19 protein-coding genes and 1 pseudogene are annotated in these 22,636 nt (G+C 48.2%); 6 read left to right on the top strand and 14 right to left on the bottom strand.

What is annotated here, in order from left to right; all coding sequences use genetic code 11:
* The 7 genes from cbiG to EYA77_RS09940 form a co-directional block, all read right to left on the bottom strand.
* On the bottom strand, positions 1–870 hold the full coding sequence (gene cbiG / locus EYA77_RS02095; protein ID WP_167815726.1) for a cobalt-precorrin 5A hydrolase: 870 nt from the start codon (positions 868–870) through the stop codon (positions 1–3).
* Entirely contained in the window at positions 867–1,580 is a 714-nt protein-coding gene (locus EYA77_RS02090; RefSeq protein ID WP_167815725.1) for a cobalt-precorrin-4/precorrin-4 C(11)-methyltransferase, read from the bottom strand. Before EYA77_RS02090 ends, cbiG begins: the two co-directional genes overlap by 4 nt.
* A complete protein-coding gene (locus EYA77_RS02085; RefSeq protein WP_167815724.1) occupies positions 1,577–2,188 on the bottom strand; it encodes a cobalt-factor II C(20)-methyltransferase in 612 nt (203 codons plus the stop codon). The genes EYA77_RS02090 and EYA77_RS02085 overlap by 4 nt, the downstream gene beginning before the upstream one ends.
* Positions 2,182–2,712, bottom strand: coding sequence for a precorrin-6Y C5,15-methyltransferase (decarboxylating) subunit CbiT (cbiT, locus tag EYA77_RS02080; protein ID WP_042700487.1), 531 nt, complete (start codon positions 2,710–2,712; stop codon positions 2,182–2,184). The genes EYA77_RS02085 and cbiT overlap by 7 nt, the downstream gene beginning before the upstream one ends.
* Positions 2,713–2,887: 175 nt before the next feature.
* Positions 2,888–3,154 (bottom strand): DUF4405 domain-containing protein, encoded by a 267-nt coding sequence (locus tag EYA77_RS02075; protein WP_042700485.1) that lies wholly within the window; start codon positions 3,152–3,154, stop codon positions 2,888–2,890.
* A gap of 161 nt (positions 3,155–3,315) precedes the next feature.
* The gene (locus tag EYA77_RS02070) at positions 3,316–4,458 is read right to left on the bottom strand and encodes an energy-coupling factor ABC transporter ATP-binding protein (RefSeq protein ID WP_167815723.1); all 1,143 of its coding nucleotides are present in this window, start codon (positions 4,456–4,458) and stop codon (positions 3,316–3,318) included.
* On the bottom strand, positions 4,455–6,245 hold the full coding sequence (locus EYA77_RS09940; protein WP_306463685.1) for an energy-coupling factor ABC transporter permease: 1,791 nt from the start codon (positions 6,243–6,245) through the stop codon (positions 4,455–4,457). Before EYA77_RS09940 ends, EYA77_RS02070 begins: the two co-directional genes overlap by 4 nt.
* 86 nt (positions 6,246–6,331) lie before the next feature.
* Here EYA77_RS09940 and EYA77_RS02060 point away from each other — a divergent pair, with 86 nt between their 5' ends.
* Together EYA77_RS02060 and EYA77_RS02055 are read left to right on the top strand one after the other, a co-directional pair.
* Complete coding sequence (locus EYA77_RS02060; protein ID WP_167815721.1) at positions 6,332–7,636, top strand: cobyrinate a,c-diamide synthase; 1,305 nt, start codon at positions 6,332–6,334, stop codon at positions 7,634–7,636.
* Positions 7,637–7,716: 80 nt separating this feature from the next.
* Positions 7,717–8,592 carry a radical SAM protein gene (locus tag EYA77_RS02055; RefSeq protein ID WP_167815720.1) on the top strand — a complete coding sequence of 292 codons (876 nt, stop codon included), beginning with the start codon at positions 7,717–7,719 and terminating at the stop codon, positions 8,590–8,592.
* Between the two features lie 473 nt (positions 8,593–9,065).
* On the opposite strand, the gene EYA77_RS02050 is transcribed toward EYA77_RS02055, so the two are convergent.
* The 5 genes from EYA77_RS02050 to EYA77_RS02030 all read right to left on the bottom strand — a co-directional run bounded on the left by EYA77_RS02050 (position 9,066) and on the right by EYA77_RS02030 (position 15,754).
* Complete coding sequence (locus EYA77_RS02050) at positions 9,066–9,626, bottom strand: hypothetical protein (RefSeq protein ID WP_155897874.1); 561 nt, start codon at positions 9,624–9,626, stop codon at positions 9,066–9,068.
* Positions 9,627–10,843: 1,217 nt separating this feature from the next.
* Positions 10,844–13,177, bottom strand: coding sequence for a tetratricopeptide repeat protein (locus tag EYA77_RS02045; protein ID WP_167815718.1), 2,334 nt, complete (start codon positions 13,175–13,177; stop codon positions 10,844–10,846).
* A 2-nt stretch (positions 13,178–13,179) separates the two neighbouring features.
* Positions 13,180–14,364, bottom strand: coding sequence for a 26S protease regulatory subunit (locus EYA77_RS02040; protein ID WP_167815717.1), 1,185 nt, complete (start codon positions 14,362–14,364; stop codon positions 13,180–13,182).
* Positions 14,361–15,191 carry a tetratricopeptide repeat protein gene (locus EYA77_RS02035; RefSeq protein ID WP_209314990.1) on the bottom strand — a complete coding sequence of 277 codons (831 nt, stop codon included), beginning with the start codon at positions 15,189–15,191 and terminating at the stop codon, positions 14,361–14,363. The genes EYA77_RS02040 and EYA77_RS02035 overlap by 4 nt, the downstream gene beginning before the upstream one ends.
* On the bottom strand, positions 15,191–15,754 hold the full coding sequence (locus tag EYA77_RS02030; RefSeq protein ID WP_143745008.1) for a hypothetical protein: 564 nt from the start codon (positions 15,752–15,754) through the stop codon (positions 15,191–15,193). Before EYA77_RS02030 ends, EYA77_RS02035 begins: the two co-directional genes overlap by 1 nt.
* A 93-nt stretch (positions 15,755–15,847) precedes the next feature.
* Here EYA77_RS02030 and EYA77_RS02025 point away from each other — a divergent pair, with 93 nt between their 5' ends.
* Genes EYA77_RS02025 through EYA77_RS02015 form a run of 3 tightly spaced genes read left to right on the top strand, consistent with a single transcriptional unit; the run spans position 15,848 to position 18,696 of the window.
* Positions 15,848–16,453: a hypothetical protein gene (locus EYA77_RS02025; RefSeq protein WP_042699366.1), complete on the top strand. Its 606-nt coding sequence runs from the start codon at positions 15,848–15,850 to the stop codon at positions 16,451–16,453.
* A gap of 2 nt (positions 16,454–16,455) precedes the next feature.
* The gene (locus EYA77_RS02020) at positions 16,456–17,019 is read left to right on the top strand and encodes a hypothetical protein (RefSeq protein WP_167815715.1); all 564 of its coding nucleotides are present in this window, start codon (positions 16,456–16,458) and stop codon (positions 17,017–17,019) included.
* A gap of 45 nt (positions 17,020–17,064) precedes the next feature.
* On the top strand, positions 17,065–18,696 hold the full coding sequence (locus EYA77_RS02015) for a zinc-ribbon domain-containing protein (RefSeq protein ID WP_167815714.1): 1,632 nt from the start codon (positions 17,065–17,067) through the stop codon (positions 18,694–18,696).
* A 549-nt stretch (positions 18,697–19,245) separates the two neighbouring features.
* Here EYA77_RS02015 and EYA77_RS02010 read toward each other — a convergent pair.
* On the bottom strand, positions 19,246–20,853 hold the full coding sequence (locus EYA77_RS02010) for a dicarboxylate/amino acid:cation symporter (RefSeq protein ID WP_167815713.1): 1,608 nt from the start codon (positions 20,851–20,853) through the stop codon (positions 19,246–19,248).
* 159 nt (positions 20,854–21,012) lie between these two features.
* Between EYA77_RS02010 and EYA77_RS02005 the strand changes: the two genes are divergently transcribed.
* On the top strand, positions 21,013–22,293 hold the full coding sequence (locus tag EYA77_RS02005) for a hypothetical protein (protein ID WP_167815712.1): 1,281 nt from the start codon (positions 21,013–21,015) through the stop codon (positions 22,291–22,293).
* Positions 22,294–22,421: 128 nt separating this feature from the next.
* On the opposite strand, the pseudogene EYA77_RS02000 reads toward EYA77_RS02005, so the two are convergent.
* Positions 22,422–22,636 (bottom strand): annotated as a pseudogene (locus tag EYA77_RS02000) (coenzyme-B sulfoethylthiotransferase subunit alpha); the annotation flags it as partial.

The following is a 22,636-nucleotide window of genomic DNA, read 5'->3' as shown; positions in this document are numbered from 1 at the left end:
TTATCTTCCTATTGCAATAGTTACACGCCCGTATACGGTTTTTTTCAGTATGAGGGAGCCGGTTTTCGAGAGAGCGAGAGCACAGGGCTCCGCAACTCCGCAGAGTCCGAGCATCTCCGCACGGGATGGAGTTGCCGGTATCTGTTTGTTGATAGTGTCATCATCCAGAAAGATGAGGTTTCCGGCGAGTGCCGCGATCCCCTCGTGAAGTCCCTTTTCATGGAACTTTTTCAGGGTCGTCGCGAATAATGTTACTGAATTCTCCGGGATATCCGCATCTTTGCATGCTGCAGAAATCGCTGAGCGGATCTCATCAGCTGTCGTTCCAAGCCGGCACCCGATCCCGATCACATACGGTGAATCGGTCACAAGAACCGAAACTCCCGGATCCGCGACGACGATCTTTGGAGCCTGCACGCGAATGATCGGCACATCGCCGTCCAATATCGCGCCGTTCACCTCTCTCGTCGAAGATCGGTTGACGATCGTGAACCCGCCGGTTTTTGCAGTCTCTTCGACAGAGGGTCTGCCCATCACCTCTGTCGCGGTCGAAATAACCGGTTCGATCCCAAGTTCAGCGAGCCGCTTTGCAACTTCGTTTCCGCCGTGATGGCCGCCGAGAACTGGGATGGCATACCGCAGATCCGGGGTGACCACGATGACCGCCGGGTCATGCCATTTATCGGTCAGGAGCGGAGCACAGCCGCGAACCGCGATCCCTGCCGACATCACGCCGACGATCACATCGCATTTTCCATACAGTTCAGCGAAGATGTCCGGCGCGTAGGGGACAAGCTCCGCTTCCAGAAAAGCTGCGATGCGCATTCCGGCTTCCCGGAATCTTGGCAGAGTGACAACGACGATCTTCATCCGTAGAGGTGGGAGTTGGTATATGCTGCGTGGATCCCGGCAACAATGTCGCCGACGATGATCAGTGCCGAGCGGGTTATCTCCGCATCGTGCACCTTTGCGGCGATTGTCCCGATAGTTCCTTTTATGATCATCTGATCCGGCCACGAAGCATGATAGACCACGGCGACCGGTGTTTCCGGGGGACGCTGCAGTTTTTTCATCACAGAATCGATGTGCCCGGTCGATAAAAAGATGACCATCGTTGTTCCGTGAGCGGAGAGCTCGGCGATCTGATCTGCGTCGAGCGTCTCTCCCGCTGATCGGGTCACGATCACGGATTCAGAAACCCCGCGAAGCGTGTATTCGGCCTGCAGTGCGGCTGCGGCGCCGAACATCGACGAAACGCCCGGGATGATCTCGGCATGGATCCCTTTTGCCTCGAGAGGGGCGATCTGTTCAACGATCGAGCCGTAGATCGCCGGGTCGCCTGAGTGGAGACGGACGACGAACCGGCCGGCCCGCACCCCGTCTTCGATCACGCGGGTGATCTCTTCGAGCTTCATTCCCCATGAATCAAGCTTTACCTCTGCAGGCGATGCGGCGACAAGCTCGGGATTTACGAGCGAGCCTGCGTAGATGAGGATCTCGGCACGTTTCAAAAGGTCCATGCCTTTGACAGTGATGAGCCCCGGGTCCCCGCATCCGGCACCGACGATATAATACTTCATACCTTCCTCGCGATCATGATGCTGAAGTAGTTGGTTTTTTCGGGAAGAACGCCCCGATAGACCTTCTCTCCTTCCATATACATCCGTTCAACAACGATGAAATCATTGTAGCCGGCAGTTTTCAGCTGTTCAGCCGCGGTTCTCGGCCGTGTGACCTTCATCAGGATCTTTGTCGAGGGGATGACGGGTCCGTCCGTCACCATAAATGCACCGTTGACGGGGATTTTCGCATGGGATGCCACGGCGGTGATCGAGCTGATCCCCGGGATCGTTTCGACGATCAGGTCAGGGACCAGCGCTTTCACCATCTCCGCAAGGCGTGAGAAGGTGGAGTAATAATTCGGGTCTCCGATCAGTCCGAACACAGCGTTGCCGCTTTTTGCGGCAGGCAGGATCTTTTCGGCATTTCTCATCATACATGCCGTGATTTCCTTTTCATTTCTGGTCATTGGAAATTCCAGCGTGACGATGGTTTTTGCATAGGGTCTGACTAATTCAAGAGCAATGCCGCCGGGCACAAAAACCGTGTCAGCTTCTTTTAATATGCGAACCGCTTTGAGGGTCAGAAGTTCGGCGTCGCCCGGGCCTAAGCCCACTGCGGTCAGCATTTTCTACCCCCGTGTATGATATAAACGGGATTGATTGGTTGAAACATGATACGCTCCACGAGATCATGGGATCTGGAGACCTGCAGATGGACGGCTTCGATGAAGATATCCAGCTCTTTCATAGCATGAATGGTCTCGACAGCGGTCTCCAGCAGTACGGCATTCACGACGATGCTTCGGGTCCCCTCCTTTTGAAGACGGCCAAGTATCTCATGCATGTTTCGGCTTCCTCCAAGAAATGCGCAGTCGATCGGTTTATGCGGTAAGGCAAGAAAATCAAGTGCTTCGCCTGCGAAGATCTCAACTTCCCTGTCTTTACACGTCTCCCGCGTGCAGGCTATTGCCTCCTGCCTTCGGTCAACTGCGTAAACCTGTCCGCCGGGTCCGGTGAGTTTTGCCATCTCGAGCGTGACCGTACCGGTCCCGCAGCCGATATCCACGACCGTGTCACCCAAACGGATGCCCAGTTTTGCAAGAGAAACGGCCATGACTTCCGGCTGGGTAGGTCCTCCGGGTAAATCCATTCTGTGGTCTCCTAAGTAAAACTATTTTCAGTAATGAAAATGTATTGGTGAAGTATTTGCTGTAAGGAGATATAGAATAACTGGTTTGGATGAGAATACCCCTGTCGTGATGATCTCTATATATTATACCATCCCACTCGTTTTGTACACAAAAAGTGAGGAAAAGATTCCTGGTCTATTTTTTGCTCATGAGCATTGAACGCATATTCCGAATCCAGCGGTAATGGAGAATAAGATGGATGGCAACGAGGATCACAAACAGCGTACTCGTATAGAAGTGAAGGTCATACCAGGATTGGTAACTGATATTGAGAAAATCCATCGATCCCCTATTAGATCCCAGAGGGAAATAGATCCAGAGAACATACCCGGTCACGATCGAGGCCAAAGCGGCGAGGAACGCCGTAAGATTGATCCATGCATTGATCATTGCATTTCTCATAGAATCATGCTCCGTGGTATCAAGGAGCTATTTATCCTGATGATCCACTCTATCATGAATTAATGATGTATTTTTTGCCTGAAATATATTTGTATGACGGCATATTGCATAGATGACCCCCTTCAGGATGAAAGTTTGCATATCATCTGTGGAATGTCAGATCAGACCCGTATGACCTTCACATCGATCCCGCTTTCTTTTGCAAACGCTGCAGCCCGAAGCTCGACCCGGTCAAGCATACCTCCGCAGGTGAGGATCATGGTGTCCTCCCCGCTCATGACGGAAAGAAGACACTTGTCCACAACGCCGTGTGTGTATTCGAGCGGGATCTCCGAGAGATAACAGAACTTTTTTGCCCGGGTCCCCATCGCTCCTGTATGCCGGTGCGGATGTTTTGCGAGGATCATTTTCGCCGACTCCGGGGTAAGATCATCCGTATCTGCGAGATAGATCGTCCCGGTCATGACAGGGCACGATCCTTCAACGAGCCGGGTCATCTCCGGAATTCCTTTGGGTGGAATGCCCGGCACCAGAATACTTCTTCTGACCAGTTCCAAATACAGATCAAGCAGGATCGGCGGCGTCATCCTCGCCGTCTTCATCAGATCATAGTCGGTGAAGACCTCGGCAGGTTGACCCTGATGCAGGACCTTCCCGTCTGCAAGAAGGATCACCTCATCCGCCCAGCGGTAGGCAAGTTCAACATCATGGGTCGAGAGAAGGATCGTCGTCCCGTCTTCATGGAGTTCGTCCAAAAGATCCATGATCTCGGCAGCGGTCGCTGGATCGAGGGATGCTGTCGGCTCATCGGCGACCAGGATATCAGGCCGCATAGCAAGAATACCTGCGATAGCGACACGCTTTTTCTCCCCTCCCGACAGATGATGGGGGGGGCGTTTTTCATAACCCGCAAGACCTACCGCAAACAGCGAATCAGAAACCCGCTCCCGGATCTCCTCCTCCGGGAGATGCAGATTCATCGGCCCAAATGCCACATCGGCAAACACACTCGGGGCAAACAGCTGCGAATCTGAGTTCTGAAACACGAGACCGACCCTGGTACGAACATCCCTCAGGGACGCTCTGTCATAGGCGATCTCCTCGCCGTTCACGAAGATCTTCCCATTTTCCGGCACCAGCGTCCCATTGCACATCAGAAGAAGGGTGGTTTTTCCCGCTCCGTTCGGTCCCACCACGGCAACTTTTTTGCCCTTTTTAATGGAAAAGGATATTCCTTTCAGCGATGCGGGGCGGCCCGGATATGAGAACCGGACATCTTCAAAGGTAAGTACATTTTCATTCATATAAGTGTCATCTCCACAAACAGGAGACCGAGAATCAAAGCTATAAACACAACAACTGACGTAACAGAAAGCGGCGTAATATTCCCCTCTTCATCAGGCAAAGCCATACATCCGTCATAACAGCGGGCGTCCATGGATAAAAATATCGCCTCTCCTTTCTCCCATGTCCGGATAAAAAGCATCGACGCCAGCATGGAAAACGAGGTGAGATAATTTTTCCATGTTCCGTATCCTCCCCGCATGATCTGGGCATTGTGGATAGCGATCGCCTCGCCGATGAAAACGAAGATGTACCGGTAGATCAGCATGGACAGATCGATGAACGCCTGCGGCACTCTGAGTTTTTTCAGGACCGTGAACAGTGAGGTCATCGGTGTCGTAAGCGTAAGGAAGTAGAGAGAACACATACCGGCAAAGGTCCTCGAGAGGACCAGGACCGCAAGTTCGAGGGAATCGGACGTGATCTGAACATGCAATGTTCCGATCCGGAAAAAGTCCACAAGCGTCTCTCCCCCTCCGGTGATGAACAGGATCACCAATGCTCCGGTCCCCGCAAATACAAGGGGGATCGTCAGAAGCGAGGCATAGAGACGGGGGCTGACTTTTGCGATGAAGAGGGCCGCACATATCATGACCCCTGCGATAAACAGCGGGAGATACGGGAGAGGCGAGATCACGCCGATCACGATAGCAGAGAGACAGAAAATTAATTTGAGCCATGCGGATACATGCCGGAGCGGGCTGCTGATCGCAGCGTCATCGAGGATATGTTCATCAAATATCGTGTGAGGTTTTTTTGCCGAACCTCCGGTCCCTGCCCTGGTCTTCAGCAGATATAAGCAGAAGACAAGGACCGCCGCTCCGATCCCTGCCTGCAGGGCAAAGAACCAGCCGTGCATCTCTTCAGAGATAAGACCGAGCGGATCGAAAAACGGCAGGTTCCCGAGATCGATCAGTGTTTCGGCGATCAGATCATCCGAGCCCGGCTGAGGTCCGAAAACCGCAAACGAAAACGCCAGAGCTGCCGTAAGCAGAACGATGATGACGCCTATGGTCATCCATTTCTTTCCTGATACGGGTGAGTGACCCGGTTCAGAAACTGAAATAAGTATTTCCGTCTCCTTTTTCGAAAGAAGGCCAAGCGAAATAAAGATCTCCGGCCGGATACTGATCACAAATCTCATCACGAGAACGATGAAGATCCCTTCGATTACTGCGAGAGGAACCTGGGTTATGCTGAATATCCCCAGATAGACAAGAAAGGCGGCAGGGATCCCGCCTTCGAGTGCGGGATACGCAAGAGCGAGCTGGAGCGAGGTCATCACATAGGTACTTAGATCGGCGGCAGCGGCGGCAAAAAAGACGGTCACCGCAAAACTCCGAATACCAAACTCATGCCGGATCAGATGGCCGATTTTAAAAATGATACACGCGGCGAGCGGACCGGCGACCCCCATGGAGATTATGTTTGCGCCAAGCGTGGTGATCCCGCCGTGTCCGAGAAGAAGTGCCTGAAATATCAGTACTATAGTGCAAAACACTGAACAGACCGCAGGTCCGAAGAGTATCGAGCCGAACCCTGTTCCGGTGGGATGTGACGAGGAGCCTATCGATGGGAGTTTCAGGGAGGAAAGGATGAAGACAAAAGCTCCGGCAAGTCCTAAGAGAGGAAGCGACGCAGGTTTGTTTCTGACGAGTCTGACAAGTGCGAACATGCCTGCCAAAACACAGACCGCAGCGAGTACCGTCCAAAACTGCCACCACGGGCCTGGCAGAAACCCTTCCATAATATGCATAAGAAAGAAACACCAATTATCTATGATAAGATATAATTCTATAAAATTAAACTTAAACTGATATAAGGTAAACGATTATGATTAGAGCAAGTACCAGGATCCCCCGTATCGTGATCGCCGGAACACACAGCGGATGCGGAAAAACGACCACTTCATCAGGCATCATGGCGGCCCTTCGCGCAAGGGGTCTGGTGGTCCAGCCGTTTAAGGTAGGCCCGGATTTCATTGATCCTTCCCATCATTCGGCTGTCTGCGGCCGGAGTTCGCGCAATCTCGATCCGTTTATGATGGGTGAGGAGTCCGTTCGCCGTTCGTTTGTTTCTGCATGCGAGGGGGCAGACATCGCCGTTATCGAGGGGGTGATGGGGTTGTATGACGGTGTCGACGGGGGAGAATGTGCAAGCACGGCGCATGTCGCCCGCATTCTCGACGCTCCGGTCGTCCTTGTCACGGATATCAAAGGGATGAGCAGAAGTGTCGCCGCTCTCGTTAAAGGATATACAGAGTACGATCCCCGTCTCAGATTTGCCGGCGTCATCATGACGAAGGGGGGCAGTGAAAAGCATAAAGCTATGACGACGACCGATCTTTGCGTTCCTCTTCTCGGCTGGATCCCGCGCAGTGATTCACTTTCGGTCAAAAGCAGACATCTGGGTCTGATGATGGCGGATGAGGATGCACGGATGAAGGATGTCGGCGCATTCATCGAAGAAAACTGTTCACTCGATTCTCTTCTGGCAGCCGCCGCAGGTACCTCAGTGATCTCAGCAGAAAGGAGATCATCTCCCGCAGAGGTGAAGACCAGGGTCGGGGTCGCTCTCGATGAGGCATTCTGTTTTTATTATCAGGACAACTTCGATCATCTCAGAACAAAAGGAGCGGAACTGGTGTTTTTCTCGCCGATCCACGATCCCCTTCCGGAGGCGGACGGATATTACTTCGGGGGCGGATACCCTGAACTGTATGCAGAGGCTTTGGCGAATTCCCGATGTAAAACAGAACTGAAACGGGCTGCCGATTCAGGCAAGCCGGTGTTTGGCGAGTGCGGCGGTCTGATGTGGCTGAACCGTTCGATCACTACCCAGGACGAAAAAAGCTATGCCATGACCGGGCTTTTAGATGCGGACTGTCATATGGAAAAACGGTTCGTGGCTTTGAATTATGTTGTCGGCAAAGTAACTGACTCCTCTCTCTTTCCGCCGGGGATGAACTTTCGGGGTCATGAGTTCCATTATTCGAAAACGACCCCTGATCCGGATGTCAGATATGCATTTACTCTGACCCGCGGGGACGGGATCATTGATGGAAAAGACGGGATCGTGGCCGGATCGGTTCTTGGAGGATATACGCATATGTACTTTGACGCAGCAGATATCTGCTGACCTGGCATTTGCGTTTTGCGAGCAGTCTTAATCCGCTGGCAGAATGGTGTTCAATTCAGTGACTAAGCGAGGATAACAGTATGCATTATGTTTTGGCCAAAGGTATTTTATCGGCAGAGAACCGGATGAATCTGTATCGGGGCTGTACTCACGGCTGTATTTACTGTGATTCAAGAAGTTCCTGCTATCATATGGATCATGATTTTCAGGATGTTGAAGTGAAGGAAAATGCACTCATTCTCTTGGAAAACACCCTGAAAAGAAAACACAAAAAGTGTATGATCGGTATGGGATCGATGTCAGATCCGTATCTGCCCCTAGAAATGGAGCTTCAGTATACGAGAAGAGCACTCGAGCTGATCGGGAAATATGGGTTTGGGTGCGGAGTGCTGACAAAATCTGCGAATGTTCTGCGTGATCTGGATCTTTTTACCAAGATCCATTCTCAAACAAAATGTGTCGTTCAGATGACTCTCACGACCTATGATGACAAACTCTGCAGGATCCTCGAACCTCATGTGTCCGAAACGAGCAAACGGGCGGATGCCCTGAAAAAACTGCGGGACAATGATATTCCAGCGATCGTCTGGCTCGGCCCCATCCTGCCGTTCATCAATGATACGGAAGAGAATCTGCTTGGCGTCCTGGACCTGTGTTATGAGGCGGGCGTTGCGGGAATCGTGAACTTCGGGATGGGAGTTACGTTGCGGGAAGGCAATAGAGACTATTTTTATGCAAAACTGGATGAACATTTTCCGGGCATGAAGGAGAGGTATATTTCAGCGTACGGCAGTTCGTATGTGGTGAATAGTTTTCAAGCTCCTGCTCTTCAGTCTCTGTTTCAGACATACTGCCGGGAGCATGATATAGAATCTGATGTCAATACCCTGTTTGATTATATGGGCCGTTTTGAGGAAAAAGGGAAACAAAAGCAGATGAGTGTTTTTGATTTCTGACAGGACATACGCGGCGATGTAAACCCAAGCGGGAAAACAGAAGTAATTGTGGGATGTGCGCCGATTCTTATTTGGGGTGCGGGGAGGTGACTGCGGGGTGAGCCATCAGGCTCACCCTCAGCGGAGCAAGTCCCGGAGCGAAGCGAAAGGGACTTGCGATTCGGCGCTGAGGGCCCGCGGTGGGGATATCCTGTTTGCTTTGGTTCCTATACGTTTGAACGTAGTTCATCGGGGTGAGATTCGGAAAGTGTAAGGCTGGGTGGAAAACAAGATTTTATTTAACCGCGAATAAGCCCAAATGGGCAAAGCCCATTTGAGGCGGCACGCAAGCCTTAGGCTTGCACGCCCCCGCGAATTAACTCGTTCGCAAATCAAAGATTTGCTCTCCGCTTCGGGCTTTCGGCCCACGCTTGAATCGCATTTTTCTTGCGCCTTCGTGCTCTCTCTGTTGAGATTACGTTGCAGAAGTCTTATTATAATATCGAATAATCATATTTCTCAAGCAATTCGTTAATGTCATTTTCATTTAATTCAGAATATCTCTCACCTTTTTTATCTCGTTTAGGACAGATCCCAAAACAGTATTTATATCCCCAATCAATCCCGTTTCCATCTGCTAATATTTCAGTTAATGATTTTCCTTCGTCTTTGTTGCAATGAAATTGATTAATTTCTTTTTTACGGTGTTTGCGATATACATCTATGTCAAAATAAGAATATTTAAAGAATTCTTTTTGAAGATTTACACCGTTCTTTTGTCCATGGCCAAAAATCCACAATACGGTAGCATTATCATCAATAATTATTTTTTCTAAGTCCGATTTGTTTAAACATTCATATACTTTAAATGGGATTTTTTTATTTATGAACCATTTCACCAAAATCTTAGCTCCTCCCGAATATGGAAAATATCTAATAATTTTATGACTCAATTTGCGTGTTGATATTGCAACAATAATCGCGTGATGTTTTACACATATATTATTTGGAGAATTCTTTAGGCAATATCGTCTAATACATCTAGCTAATGACATTAAAATCAATTTATTAATATTTATCACATAATAACCTAACTTTGACAGTTGGCAATTCCACCCCCATTAGCGCTCCCGCTCCTCACCCATTGAAAAATGGGAAATAGAGAATTTGACAGTTGCCGCTTATCCTCCTATCAATCATCAATCATCAATCATCCATCATCCTTCAGATATTATTTAGGGAGGAGGAAGACCCGGAGATTTTTTTCCTTTAACTTTTTCGAGACCATGAATTAACTATATATACTTTTAGAAAGAAAGAAATAACACAAGAGTATATCGGCAGCAAATCTCTCCATGGAGAGTGCGGCTCAATTTTTTCCAGGCAGTTCTTTTTTAGGGAATCAGGAGTGAAGGATGATGGATGATTGATGATTGATGATTGATGACGGATGAGTTCAACACCGGGAATCCGGTCTGCTCAATACTTTGAATAGTCCAAAAGGTCAAGGGGGGTCGTATCTGTTCTTATCCCTCCTTCAAACGCGGGGTGGCGACGAAGTCGACGCCCTTAGCTGAGCAAATCTTTGATTTGCGACTGCAGGCTATTTCATCGTGAATAGTATTGAAAAGGAGTTGGCTGGGTGTGGAAACATGAAATAGTAAATCGCGAATAAGCCCAAATGAGCTTTGCTCATTTGAGGCGGCACGCAAGCCTTCGGCTTGCACGCCTCCGCGAATTAACTCGTTCGCAAATCAAAGATTTGCTCTCCGCTTCGGGCTTTCGGCCCACGCTTGAATCGCATTTTTCTTGCGCCGTCGTGCTCTCTCAGGCTGATGCGTGCAAATCGAAGATTTGCGTGCCGCCTCAAATTGGCTTTGCCCATTTGGGCTTCGCCTGCGCAGGAATCGCACCCTCTCTGGAAAAGTCCACGAGCTAAAAGCTCGTGAGACGTCTCAAGAGCCTTTGGCTCTTGGACAAATGCTGAGGAAAAACCCGTTCGCAAACTTTCAGTTTGCTCTCCGGTTCGGGCTTGCAGCCCTCGCTTGTTCTCAAACTTTCAGTTTGCTCTCCGTTTCGCTTCGCTCACTTGCATGCGGGTTTTTCTTATGTTCAATATCTCCCAATATATGTAAAAAAGGAGGGTCAATCCCTTTTCTTATTTCGGGGTGCGGGGACGCGACTCCGGCGCGGAGCGGCCCGCGGTGGAGATATCCTGTTTTCAAGAATCACGTTAACGTTTTGCCAGGCTCATTCATTTGTCGGAGACCATTCATTTTGTTGCTTTTGTATACCACTCCATTGCTTTTTCCACGTCTTTATCCACTCCCTCTCCTTTATAATAGCATGAAGCAAGATTCAATTGTGCACCTGCATGACCCTGTTCAGCAGCTTTGGTGTACCACATAACCGCTTTTTTCCAATCTTTTTCCACTCCTCCACCCTGTTTATAGCATACACCAAGATTGGATTGCGCCTCTGCATCACCCTGTTCAGCAGCTTTGGTGAACCAAGTCGCTGCTTTTTTCAGATCTTTTTCTATTTCCTCACCCTTATAATAACATACACCAAGATTGTTTTGTGCAAGTACATCACCCTGTTCAGCAGCTTTGGTGTACCACGTAACCGCTTTTTTCATGTCTTTTTCTACTCCATCCCCATGTTCATAACATACACCAAGGCTGTTTTGTGCACCTGCATGACCCTGTTCAGCAGCTTTTCGATACCACTCAACTGCTTTTTTCAAATCTTTTTCCACTCCCTCTCCCCTATAATAAAACAGACCAAGATTGTTTTGCGCCTCTGCCTCACCCTGTTCGGCAGCTCTGATAAACCATTCCAGTGCTTTTTTCAGATTTTTATCCACTCCCTCTCCCCTATAATAAAACAGACCAAGATTGTTTTGCGCCTCTGCCTCACCCTGTTCGGCAGCTCTGATAAACCATTCCAGTGCTTTCTTCAGGTCTTTTTCCACTCCAAAACCATTGATATAGCATGCACCAAGATTAAATTGCGCCTCTGCATTACCCTGTTTGGAAGCTCTAGTAAACCATTCCACTGCTTTTTTCTGATTTTTTTCTACTCCCTCTCCCCCATAATAAAACAGACCAAGATTGTATTGTGCACCTGCATTACCCTGTTCAGCAGCTCTGATAAACCATTCCACTGCTTTTTTCTGATCTTTTTCCACTCCCTCTCCCCTATAATAAAACAGACCAAGATTGTATTGCGCTCTTGCATGACCCTGGTTGGCAGCGTTGGTAAACCACATCGCTGCCTTCATCAGGTCTTTTTCCACCCCTTCACCTTTGACATAGTATATACCAAGATTAAATTGCGCCTCTGCAGATCCCTGTTCTGCTGCCTTTGTGTAACACTCTACTACTTCCGCACATTCTCTCTCCACTTCCTCGGCATTTTTATAGCACACACTAAGATTGTGTTGCGCCTTTGCATCACCCTGTTCAGCAGCTTTGGTGTACCATTCCATTGCTTTTTTCAGGTCTTTTTCCACTCCCGCACCTATATGATAGCATACACCAAGATTGAATTGCGCATCTGTATTGCCCTGTTCGGCAGCTTTTTGATACCACTCAACTGCTTTCTTCAGGTTTTTTTCCATTCCATCACCCTGTTCATAGTATACACCAAGATTGAATTGCGCCTCTGCATTACCCTGTTCAGCAGCTTTTTGATACCACTCAACTGCTTTCTTCAGGTCTTTTTCCACTCCTCCACCTGTGGCATAGCATACACCAAAATCGAATTGTGCATCAGAATGACCCTGTTCGGCAGCTTTTTGATACCACGCCACTGCTTTCTTTAGGTCTTTCTCCACTCCTCGGCCTTTGGCATAGCATACACCAAGATCGAATTGTGCACCTGCATGACCCTGTTCGGCTGCTTTGGTGAACCACTCAACTGCTTTCTTCAGGTCTTTTTCCACTCCCTCCCCTTTGACATAGCATACACCAAAATTGAATTGCGCAGGTGTATTCCCTTGTTCTGCTGCCTTTGTGTACCATTCCACTGCTTTTTTCAGGTCTTTTTCCACTCCAAATCCATTGAAATAGCATACACCAAGATTGTTTTGTGCATCTGCATATCCCTGTTCTGCTGCTTTTGTGGACCAATATACTGCCTTTTTCAGATCTTTCTCCACTCCCTCCCCTTTGGAATAACACAACCCAAGATTGAATTGTGCCGTTGCGTTTCCCTGCTCTGTTGCTTTTTTGTACCAATATATCGCCTTGTTCAGATCTTTCTCCACTCCCTTTCCATTTTCATAACACACCCCAAGATTGTTTTGCGCTTCTGCGTTTCCCTGCTCTGTTGCTTTTTTGTACCAATATATCGCCTTGTTCAGATCTTTCTCCACTCCCTTTCCATTTTCATAACACACCCCAAGATTGTTTTGCGCTTCTGCGTTTCCCTGTTCTGCTGCTTTTGTGTACCAATATGCCGCCTTATCCAGATCTTTCTCCACCCCCTCTCCATCTTCATAACTCGCTCCAAGATTGAATTGTGCCGTAGCATCTCCCTTCTCTGCTGCTTTCGTGTATCGCTCCACTGCCTCTTTTTCCTTATTAAAAAAGCTAAATGCCATCTTTACACTTCACCACACTGATTGTTCCATTGTTCGTATCGCTCAAGCATAATTTTTGTCATTGGTGAGCGGATCTTCATAAAAGCCTCACGAAAATCATCATCAGCAAGAGGTCTCGTTGCCAAACTTCTTCTTTTCAGTTCATCAAATGACAACTCAGCCATTTTATAGAGATCCGGATTCACCGTATGGATCATCGTCCATATCGCCTGCTGACAGAAGTTGGAAAGATCACGTCCCGAATAGAGCATCTCCACACACTTTGCGGAAATGCTGTCCAGAGAAACCTCTGAGATGTCCATACCCTTTGTCTGGATCCTGATGATCTCCTTACACGCTTTCTGATCAGGAAGAGGGACATAGATCCGCCGTGGGAAACGGGACAAAACTGCTGTATCCAGATCCCACGGGGTATTTGTCGCTGCAAGAGTCAGGAGAAGCTGATCGCTTTTCTTGTCGGAAAGACCGTCCAACTCACTAAGAAGACTGGAGAGGACTTTGCGCGTCGCCTCACTTGTTTCCCCGTCCCTGGACTGACTGAGAGCATCGAACTCATCAATGAAAACGATCGAGGGTGCGTATTTCCGTGCCGAGGTGTAAAGAGCGGAGATGAGTTTTGAAGATTCACCGAAATATTTTGAGAGCACACTCTCCGATTTCACATCATAGAATGTTGCATCCAGACTTCCTGCCGACGCAGCCGCTAGAAGAGTTTTCCCGGTCCCAGGAGGTCCAAAGAGAAGAATGCCTTTCCAGGGTTTGATGGATTCGGGTTTTTGCAGACCGGCGATCACCACCGTTTCCATCATCAGTTTTTTTACAGAATCAAGCCCGCCGATATCTGACCAGGTTACTTTTGAAGAGGTGATGAGGGAGTTCGCTTTTTGCAGAAGGTCATCACGCTCTTCTTCGATCTCACCATTGTTTTTGGTCATCCCGGGAGTGATTGTGTTTTTGGCAGATGTTTTCTGTGTCTTTCCCTTGGAAATGGCATCCCATCTTCTTGCCTGTTCTTCGAGTTCTTTTCTCCGGGACACATTGATCTTTGCAAGCTCCTGATTGAGTATGGCGATCTCTCCAGCTTTTTCCCTGGAACCTTGGATGTCGTTTTTACTCTTGAGCTGATGATACTCTGCAGTTGTTTTTTTCAGTGCATCGTAAAGAGGGCCGCTTAGATCGATTTTCATTCCAGTTTCCTCCCGCAGTTGTTACAATACTTCTGATTGTTTTGGATCGTGGTCCCGCAATCCGGGCAGGTGTTTTTCTGAAAAATGCGCGAAAAAATGCTTGAGTGTTTTGTATTCCCGGGGTTTTGTTCTGCAGATTTAGCTATGGCCGGCTCGACAGGGTCTTTCCACCCGGAGCCGTGTTCACCCGTAATTATGGAACGATTCAGTATTGCGTCATCAGTTGCCTGAATTCCGCCAACATTGACCGGTGCATTATTATCACCATAAATAATGATATTCGGGTTGGGTGTTACGTTACTCAGAGGACTCGGATCCATTTTATGTGTCTTTGCCAGTTCTAAATCCGCCTCGATCTGAGGAATCGAATCTCTGCCGTGTTTGCTCCCGATTGCGTTTCGCAGAGCTATGTTGAGAGCTTCTTCTGCGAGTGCATATTCCCCCATTTCGATAAGTGTTCGCCCTTTCCAATGCCAGGCGACAACAGACTGTCTGGTGATCTCAATACTTTTGTTATAATACGCAATAGCCAGATCATATTTTTCCAGATAATGATAAACACGTCCCGCCCCATGATATGCCCATGCATGACGCCGATCGATTTTTATTGCATGCTCAAAACAGTTGAGGGCATCAGAATATTTACCTAAATGAAGAAGGCACTCACCTTTTCCATGCAAAGCAAAGTAGGTTCTTTGCTTTCGTACAATTGCTTTATCGAAAGCATCGATCGCTGCTTCATAGTTTCCCTGGTGCTTGCATTTCCAGCCAAGTTGTTCGTAATTGATACCAGATGTATGGGCTGCGCGATGATGGTGGGTACTCATCACTCATCATCTCCTAAGAAAACCTTCAGTTCTTTATCGATTCTTCCGGCAATAAATGACACAACCTCCCCATATCCCCGCACAATAACCAAAACAGCCGTATTATCTCCCGCCGTTAAAGCAACATCGATCCCCGCCTGTCCTTTCTTCGTGTATGCCGTATATGATTTGATTCCCTGTTTTGTTCCTTCAAACGAAGCCCCGAGTTTATTCATAATATATTTCAGGAAATTCTCAACTGCTGCAGAGTCCATAGTCGTAGTATATTTCAGCTGTGTTGTCTGCTCATTGATATCAGGAGAATAGGTATCTCCTGCGAAAATATGCACTGATCCGGCTCCGACACTCAGACGGGAATACAGATCATCAAGAAATTCATCCACATCATCTCCGGCATAATGGATCACTGTTCCCTTTGGTTTATGTATTTTCCCCTTATCCTTCCAGCGTTCAATAGCGTAATCTATCCGTTTACGCTCCGCATCGGACTGATAATCCACTACTATAAGATAGTCCATTTCAGATATGGAGTATGTTTTAAGACTATATATTTCTATCACCACATTGGATATTGTATTTTATGGTAATTATATTTATTCTCCGTTTTGGAGAAATATTTATATCGATAAAAAACCAATGGAATCCTTGTGAGAAAAATGGAACTGAAAAATCTGTTCAAAAAAAGTAATGCGATCGACAAACTCAGGATCACAGAACTTCAGGAAGAAGAACTCAGACTCAAAAGCAGGATCAACCGTCTCAGAAAAGAGATCGATACAATTGAAAAAGACAAAAAGTGCCTTTTTAATGAGGGTATCGGTGCTGACCTGATCAAGAAAAAGATGATCGCTCAGGAGTTGAAACAGCTTGATATGAGCGGCAAACTCAAAATCAAGAACTTCCTGACCTTACACAAACAGTACATGTTTGTATCCAACCTCATCATCATCAAAAAGTATCAGCGGGATCTGGAAACCACCCAGGTCTGGAACAAAATCCAGAGTCTCTCTCCTGAAAACTTCGAGTCGGCCCTCATCAAAGTCAACCTGTCTGGAAAAGGTTTCGAGAATATTCTCGACGATCTCAACCGCATCTTTGCACTTGACATCACGGATTCTGACTCCGATGTTGACGAAGCAGAAAAGCAGATGTTTGACATCTGGAATAGTGTCGAGGCAGGCAGTCTGAATATTTCCGAAGCCGAAAGCATGCTCTCCATAGAAAAAGACATCGAAAAATCCTTAGAAAAAAGTGAGTTCTGAAAATGGCCCGCGGGATCTTTGGACGAAAAACCGGTCTTGACAAGATCACCTCAGGTGATCTGCAGAGAACGGCTGCCGGGTTGGAATACCAATATTCCATCCTTATGAAACAGATGAAAGAAGCTGACGAAAAAATTGAGGCAAACCTCTATGCCGGAAAAGATGCAGTTTCTGAAATCGAAACGCAGTTTGCAGCCCGGCAAGTTGCGAATCAAATGCTCATAAAAAAAGAACTCCTCCAACAGATTCTTGCGACCGAAAACAAACAGCTGGCAGTCGCAAACCTTCTGCGGATAAAAGAGGAAAAGAAAGACCTGGCACATCAGAAACACAACATATTCGATCAGGTCGATATACATCAGCTTTTGGAAGAGCGTGAGAATACGGAGATTTCGGCAGAAATCGAAAAAATGCGGGTCACTGAAATTCTCGCCTCAACAAAAGATGGATCATCTGGTGACTATGCGCAAATCCTGGGTCTTATGAAAGCACTCAGCGTAGATGATGAAAGTATTGCCTCTGTTAGAATTGAGGTGGAAAAGCTCATTCTGGGGCATATAATTTAAGTGTCCTGGAGATAATAACAGATTACTTATTCAATTGGAGTTATAATGCTGTTTAATAAAAAAATTACCTGTTCCTGCGGTCATGAAAACCCGGCAGGAAGTCAGTTTTGCGGATCGTGCGGTAAAAGACTCGGAGGCCAGGCAAATGGCGTATGTCCCGCGTGTGGTGCAAAACTTGATCCGGGAGCTGCATTTTGTGGGAAATGCGGAGCAAAACTCCTGGATTCTCCGCAAACGATCAAAACTGCCGACACCTCCAAAGAATTAGGCAAAAATCGTCAGTGGATGAGAATGCCGGGCGACTTCGCGCAGAGATTTGATATTCAGGATCTCCGCGGTGTCTTTGCAAAACGACTCACTGTAGAACAGGGAACAAAAGCCATTCTTCTTCAAGGAGGGATCTACAAAGGAGCACTTCCTGCAGGAGTGTACAATCTTGGAAATATTTTTGATACCATCGGTCAGTTGAGACTTGATGAACGGACAACTGTCATTCTAGTTGATGCCGGGGAAATCCCTCTTACATTTATGATCCCAAAAGGGGAGTTACGTTCAAAGAATGCCATATCTGTCGGAGCTTCAGGAAAAGTTACTGCACAGATCAAAGACCCGGCTGCCTTCCTTGAAAACTATTTGAAACGTGGACAGCACGTGAGTATTGCAGACATTGAAAGAAGCATCCACTCTGAGCTGAAAAATATTGTCCAGAATAAAATATCCCAATATACTGTTGAAGAGCTGTATGGAAATGCAGCTCTCAGCCAGGCACTAAGTTCCGAGTTCAGGAATAATCTGAATGCGAACTTTGGAAACAAAGGTATAGAGATCTCTCATCTGAACTGTGTGGGCTTTGATGAAGGGGCCTGGAAAGAGGTTCTTTGGGCGCGTGAGGATCTGCAGATCGAAATAGGCAAAGCGAAAGCAGAGTACGAAAAGAAAGCTTACCTGCGTGAAGCAGGAACGGAAGATGCCGTTGGTCAGATCAATGCAAACCATACCATAAAATCCCTTGATCAGGAACTGGGGAACCAGAGAGTTGATGCTAACTTAGGTCATGAACTAGCCAGGGATTCTAAAAAACATGATCACGAACTGGAAAAAGACCGCAAGGAGATCGAGCAGCTTCTGGAGTTCAAAAAACAGAACAAGGCGATCAAACGCGAGGATGAGAGGCAGCATATCGCAAATCTTTCCGAGGCATCGGTCGAAGTTCTTATTTCTCTGGTCGATGATCAGAAGGTCGGCGCCCTTGTCCAGCTTGAACTGGCGAAGAGAGCAAACAGCCTCACGCCGGAACAGATCCTTGCAATGAATGCAAAAGATCCAAAGGCAGCCGCCGAAGCATTGGCATCTCGTGCCAAACTTGAATCAGTTGAGCAGCTGAACGAACTTAGGATCAAGGATCAGCAGGCCTTCAACATGATGATGCAGAGTCAATATAAGGAGAATGCCGAGCAGATGAAGGAGGTAATGAATTCTGCACTGAATGCTATGGGAAATACGGCGACCGCCCGATCTACTGCTCAAAATCCCGGGACAACTGTTGTTTCCGGGGGGATGGGGGCGCCGGTTGTGGTGAATGTCGCTCCTGAAGGAAGTACACAATGTAAATACTGTTCGGCGAATGTGCCAAACGGAGATGTCTTCTGCCCAAGTTGCGGGAAGAAACAGGAGTGAAATATGCGTACATGGACTGATGAACACGGCAGGCTTCAGCTGTATGACCATATCTCAAATGGGATGGTTTCAGCCGATAATAATCATAAAATGTGTCCTTTCACCCTCGGTTACTGTGCATCATTAGATCGGGTTCCCGGAATCTGTTTTAAAGATGCCTGTGAACTCTGGGATCCGGTAATGAACCGATGTTCCCTTTCCGATAGAGTAAGAGCAGAGGGATTACATGATGAGAGTTGATCTCTCCACTTCAATTTTTTATTTGTGATTTTTGAATACGGCTTACTCGGTGTGGTCCATAATGAGGAAGACATAGACCAGTTGGGAGGCGCCGGGGCGCCGACAGGATTTGCCCGAACGATCCCGATGAGGGATGAACCGGCGGGACGATAAGGCCCGCCGTGTTCAAGTGAGGATAAGCAAATCCGATTCGCTTCGCCCGAAGGGCGGATTTGCGTCGATTCGCGGTTTTTTCTCATGCTTCCACACCTAACAAACTCCTTCCAGAATTGGATTGAGGATGAAACCGCGCTACTCCTATTCTGACCGTCATCCTCTCATCACTTTTTCATCGACCATATCCAGTCCGCCTGCTACGTGGACCATATCCACGGGAACGGCGACCATGTTCAGGGATGTACTTACGAAGTCCAAAACGATCTCCAGTACAACGGCGATACCAAGCGCTTCGACGGGTATCCCAAGCTGCAGGAACAAGATCGAGTAGCAGGCGATACCCCCTCCGGGAACCGGCGGAACTGCCAGAGCCAGGAGTCCTGAAGTCAGTATCGCGGCAAATATCCATGAGATAGTGATCGGCACGCCATATGTGTCGGCCATAAACAGACAGACACAGAAGAAGATCGCCGCATGTCCCGGCCGGGAGAACGCGGTCCCGAGAGGGACGCCGAAGTTCACGAGTTTATGATGGATGCCTAACTTTTTCTCGCAGCACTCCATGTTTGTCGAGAAGGTCGCCGCAGACGATGCGGTCGTAAGAGCGACCAGAAAGGTAGGCAGCAGTTTTTTTATCAGCAGGATCGGGGAGATCTTTCTCCGGATCGAAACACTCATGATCATCAGTACAAGGTTTGCGCTCACACAGAGGAGGATGATCACAAACAGTTTTACGAGACCCGACATGTCGGAGAGCATATCTGTGAGCATCAGCTGAAGAATGCTGATGAAGATGATGATCGGGAGAAGCGAGGTGATCCATTCCATGATCAGCTGGATGATGTTGTTTGCCTGCCCGACGAACTGTACGATCACCGGGATCTTTTTGTTGAGGATCAGCATGGCAAGACCGAATGCCACTGCGAGAAAGATGATCTGGAGCGAGTTTCCCTCGACGAACGGCGAGATGAGGTTGGAGGGGACGATATTCAGGATCATGGAAAATATCGCGGTGAACTCTCCCCCGCTTACCGCACTGCCGCTGGCTGCATACTCAAAAAACGGGATACAGACCAGTGCGCAGATGACCAGCGTGAAGTAGATCCTGCCGAGGTATCGGCCAATGACGCGTTTTCCAACGTTTCCAAGAGTGGCCGTATCACCAATACTGTAGATACCCCAGATAAGGGATAAAAACATCATGGGAAGCGCTGTTGCGATCAATAGTCCGATGAAGGTGTCGAACAGAGGAGTTACGATGACCTCAGAGAAGGTATGTCTGATATCATACGGAAGTTCCCGACAGAGAAGGCCGGCGCATACTCCGGCAACAATCGAGCAGATCAGGTAGATAAGCGGATTGATCTTTTTCCGCTTCGGCATGAGGGCGATCTGATTTTCACCGTTTACGTAATGGTAGGAAGGAGTGAGCCCGATATTTGCAAGCAAGGTCTGGACCGAGTTGCCGCCGTTTAAAACACAATCTCCCCCGTCTTCTCCGAAGGGATTCACTCTGGGTCCCGATACTGAGAGGTTGATATACTGACGACCCAGACGTTTTCCGCTCCGATACGTACCTTCTGTCCCTTCGCCGAGGACGTCGAGCCATTTCAAAAGGACCTGTTCGACAGCAAGATGGAGACGCTCGACGTCGTACACCTCGAGGTCTCCTTCTTTGAGCGCCTCCGCTGTCAGTGAACTGATTTGTCCTACCGCGTCTTTTGAGAGACGAAATGTGAGTGTTTTTGCGGAGACTGCCATACTTCTGTTACCGAACCTCTACTCAAGTATCCAGACTGGTTGTACTTTCATGATGATAATAATTCTATTTCTTTCGTGGGTGTGATCCCGACCGGGCTCTGATTTTTTCTGGAGAGATAGAAATAGGCTGACGACACATACTCATCTGGATATATTCTTATGGCCGATATCATAATCCATTCCGCAAAACTCGATCGCTTTCAACGCAATTTTAATAATAACAGATTTTATTTCATCTCCCTCCAGCTGGATCTGAGCGGCACTATCGATGTTGGCCGGCTGGAAACGGCTGTCAAACAAACTGCTGATGCTGTCAGAATTCTCAGATGTTATTATAACGGCAGTCCTGAGTCAGAGGATAGCGGATGGGTGATGCTGACTGAGGAGCCAGAATGGGTAAGGGAGACCCGTGCCGATCCTACGAATGTAACGGCCATTCTGGAGAACCTGCCGGCCGAACATTCCCCTCTGCACGTTGTCGTTGACCAGAAAGGGTCATTATGTACGCTGGTATTCTCGATAGATCACACGGTGACCGACGCACACGGATTATGGGATATTGTCGGTATGATCTCGGCATGTTATAGAAATCTTGGCTGGGATCCGGATTATTCACCCGTCCCCTTACGAGAATCTGACGACCGGTCGATGAGACCGCTTCTTGCGTCCTATTCTCTGGAGACCTGCGCGGAAATATGCCGTGCTGAAGCGGAAAAACGGATCCCTGTCCAACAGTACAAAAAATTGTTTGTCGTCCCGCAGGATAGACGGGGAATGCCTAAGCTATTTACCCATAAGATAGAACCGCTGATGCTGAAAAACATGAAGGCGTTCGCACATCTGCATCATGCAACATTGAATGATGTCCTGCTTACGGTGTATGCGGCTGCATTACAGGAGTATGTGCAGAAAACGTTCAATACCTCGATGTCGATCGTGCCGATTCGCGGCGCGGCGGATCTCAGAAAATATCTCCCCCCCTATCTTCGAAACGAGATCAAAAACTACTCAGTGTCTTACTGGTCACGAGTACCTATCCCGGGATCGGGCGATCTTGTTTCGATCCTTCATGAAGTTACCGCATTATCTGAAAGGAACCGCATGACTGCTCCGGGGATCGGGGAGCTGTTTGCTATCGAAGAGCCTGATTCAAAAGCCGCGGGACCCTATCTTGAGCCTGAGTATTATTCGACACCGTTCATATCGAATGCAGGAGTCCTGCCAAAAGATGTAGTGGATTTCGGGAACGGCGTTTCGGTGAAAGATGCTCTCAGTTATCCAAATATCACCACAGGAAATCCGTTCGTTATTGTGGTCGTTACCTGGGAAAATACGATGTCGCTTTCCATATTGACCGATGGGGCGTATGATACGGCCGCTCATCTCCTGAAGCGGATGGGTGAACTCATTGGTGAACTGGACACATTCGTGAACATCTAATCTTTTTGAACAGAACGTCTCAATACTGCAGAAGATTGAGATGCTGATCATTTTTTTCTGCTCCACTCCGAGCAGGTTTTCCTTTAGTGAATGGTTAAAAAAGAAAAAGTGAGTGGTTACTTAACCACTTACTGTGCCGGGATGATGAGAGATCTCTCGCCGGCGGGCATGAATTCGCGGATCGCTCCTTTGGCGAATTCTGCACGCGGGTGAGCGAAGTCGAACTTCAGGGCCGGGTCTGCGAAACAGATCTTGATCAGCGGGGAGAGGGTCCATGCATCGCCGCGGCCGAAGTGGGCGGATGCTGCGATGGCTGCGTATTCTCCCTGGTGACCGACGTTCA

The organism is Methanocorpusculum sp. GPch4 (assembly GCF_012062385.1).
Classification (GTDB): domain Archaea; phylum Halobacteriota; class Methanomicrobia; order Methanomicrobiales; family Methanocorpusculaceae; genus Methanocorpusculum; species Methanocorpusculum parvum.
Note: the sequence above shows the minus strand (reverse complement) of the source record. Positions and strands in the feature narration are given on the sequence as shown.